At 70.1% G+C, this 2614-nt stretch carries 2 protein-coding genes, 1 tRNA gene and 1 other RNA gene; 2 read left to right on the forward strand and 2 right to left on the reverse strand.

The features are described 5' to 3' along the window. Nucleotides 1–89: 89 nt before the first annotated feature. Together E1287_RS42910 and E1287_RS42915 are read right to left on the reverse strand one after the other, a co-directional pair. A tRNA-Ser gene (locus tag E1287_RS42910) sits at nucleotides 90–177 on the reverse strand. A 10-nt stretch (nucleotides 178–187) separates the two neighbouring features. After that, complete coding sequence (locus E1287_RS42915; RefSeq protein ID WP_131971844.1) at nucleotides 188–532, reverse strand: DUF952 domain-containing protein; 345 nt, start codon at nucleotides 530–532, stop codon at nucleotides 188–190. Nucleotides 533–590: 58 nt separating this feature from the next. On the opposite strand from E1287_RS42915, the gene ffs reads away from it, so the two are divergent. Then, nucleotides 591–686, forward strand: an RNA gene (gene ffs, locus E1287_RS42920) — signal recognition particle sRNA small type. 57 nt (nucleotides 687–743) lie between these two features. Then, nucleotides 744–2614, forward strand: a 1871-nt coding sequence (locus E1287_RS42925) for a DNA polymerase III subunit gamma and tau (RefSeq protein WP_131971846.1), incomplete at its 3' end; no start/stop codon positions are given.

Raw genomic sequence — 2614 nt, forward strand, 5'->3', positions numbered from 1 at the left:
GGAGAGGGGCGGCGGGGCGCGCGGCCTCGGCGGGAGGGTTGGGTGTGAGATGCGAAGGCCGGTACCCGCTGTGGGTACCGGCCTTGGTGTGGCGGAGGATGCGAGATTCGAACTCGCGAGCGCTTGCACGCAACACGCTTTCCAAGCGTGCGCCCTAGGCCACTAGGCGAATCCTCCGCGGGAAAGCCTACCGGGTCTCGGGCAGTGACCTGACATCAATTACTGCCGAGACCGGGATCGGGCCGTAGACGTGTGGGAAGAGGTCATCGCCGACTTGCTCGTAGCGGACGGGAGCGTCCAGACGGGACGTGTCGATGACCAGGAGCACCAGGGCTGACCTGGGGACGGCGGTGTAGAAGCGGTCGAGGACGCCCTCCAGCTGGAGCATGTCGGACGAGCAGTGGATGAAGCCCTCTTCGGCGAGGGTTCTGCCGAGCGTCGACATGCTGTACGACACTCCCGTGTCGCGGGCGGCCTCCCAGCGGGCCCGTTCGGCTATGTGCAAGAGGGTGTCGTGTGTCGGGGCGGGCATGCGGCGCAGACTACGCGGGAAGCGTGGCAATCCTGTGCGTGGGATGCCATAGACTGAGGCAGACCCCTCGCACGGCGTCACCCTGTGAACCTCCCCAGGGCCGGAAGGCAGCAAGGATAAGCAGGCTCTGGCGGGTGTGCGGGGGGTCCCTTGGTTTGACGGCGACACTGCACTTCTGACGCTCTGCTTCTCGAGGGAGGGCGGACCCCCGATGAGTCTGGCTCTGTACCGCAAGTACCGGCCAGCGACGTTCGCCGAGCTGAAAGGGCAGGAGCACGTCGCCGAGCCGCTGCAGCAGGCGCTGCGCAACGGCCGGATCAACCACGCGTACCTGTTCAGCGGCCCGCGCGGCTGCGGCAAGACGTCCAGTGCCCGGATCCTCGCCCGCTCGCTGAACTGCGAGCAGGGGCCGACGCCCGATCCGTGCGGCGAGTGCGACTCCTGCGTGGCGCTCGGGCCCGCCGGGACGGGCCACATCGATGTGATCGAGATCGACGCCGCGTCCCACGGTGGCGTTGATGATGCTCGTGACCTGCGGGAACGGGCGTTCTTCGCGCCGGTCTCGGCGCGCTTCAAGGTGTACATCATCGACGAGGCGCACATGGTCACGCGGGAGGGCTTTAACGCGCTGCTGAAGCTCGTCGAGGAGCCGCCGCCGCACCTGAAGTTCGTGTTCGCGACCACCGAGCCGGAGAAGGTCATCGGCACGATCCGGTCCCGGACGCACCACTACCCGTTCCGGCTTATCCCGCCGGGCGTCCTGCAGGAGCTCGTCGAGGAGATCCTGCAGGCGGAGAACGTCCCGTACGAGTCGTCGGCGCTGCCGCTGGCCGTCCGGGCGGGCGCCGGCTCGGCCCGCGACACCCTCTCGATCCTCGACCAGCTCCTCGCCGGGTCGGACGAGAAGGGCATCACCTACGCCGGGGCCGTCTCGCTGCTCGGATACACCGACTCGGCGCTCCTGGACGAGGTCATCGGCGCCTTCGCCGGGCGTGACGGTGCCGCCGTATTCGCGGCGATCGACCGGGTCATCGAGAGCGGCCAGGATCCGCGCCGCTTCACCGCCGACCTGCTGGAACGTTTCCGCGACCTGGTCATCCTGTCGAACGTCCCGGAGGCGGGCGGTTCGGGGCTGCTGAACGTCCCGCCCGACGAGTTGGAGGACATGCGGCGCCAGGCGTCCTCCCTCGGACCGGGGGAGTTGACCCGCGCCGCCGACCTCCTGCACACCGGGCTGACCGAGATGCGCGGTGCCACGTCTCCGCGGCTGTTGCTGGAACTGATCTGCGCTCGCATCCTCCTTCCCGCCGCCTACGAGGACGAGGCGTCGATGTTCGCCCGCCTCGACCGTCTGGAACGTCAGGCCGCCCAAGGGCAAAGCGGTGGCAGTCCTGTGACGCAGGCGTTCACGCCGCCCCCAGTGCAGGAGGCGCCTGCTCGGAGCGGCCCGGACCGCCCCCCGACGCGTGCCGAGCAGCCCACGGCCAACGATGACGTCCGGCCCTCGGCGGCGCCGGCAGAACGAGAACCTGTGGATAACCGCCGCGCCGCGCCCGGCGGTGGGCCTTCCGAGAGCGTGGCGAAACCTTCCGCTGAGAGCGCGCCAGCGGTTCCGGCGTCGTCGTCGCCTAGCCCCGCCCAGGGTGCGTCGGGCGGGCAGGCTGCGGGGTCGGCCGGGGGGGTGGACTTCTCGTCCGTCCAGCGGCTCTGGCCGGACATCGTCGAGGCCGTCAAGCAGAAGAGCCGCGCCACCTGGATGGTCATCATGGCCGGGGTGCAGCCGGTGTCGCTCGACGGACGGGTCCTGACCCTAGGGTTCGACGCGGAGGGACGCCGCCTCGGTTTTGTCAACGGTGGGCGCGACACCGTCCTCCGCGAGGTCCTCAAGGAGCGGATGGGCGTCGACTGGCGGATCGAGACCGTCGTCGGCGGAGCGCCGGCGGGGGCTCCGCCCGGTCGATCAGGCCCTAACGGCGGGTTCGGTGCCGCGGCCACACCGAACCCGGCACCTCAGCCGCGGCCGCCCGTCCAGCAGCCGTCTGGCCAGCCAGCGGCGCCGAGACCCGACCATGCTCAGGAACC

It is taken from the genome of Actinomadura sp. KC06, from assembly GCF_004348735.1.
Taxonomy (GTDB): Bacteria; Actinomycetota; Actinomycetes; order Streptosporangiales; family Streptosporangiaceae; genus Spirillospora.

Bases quoted from the DNA above. Each gene is read 5' to 3' on its own strand.
- E1287_RS42915 (WP_131971844.1), bottom strand. From the start codon at position 532: ATGCCCGCCCCGACACACGACACCCTCTTGCACATAGCCGAACGGGCC.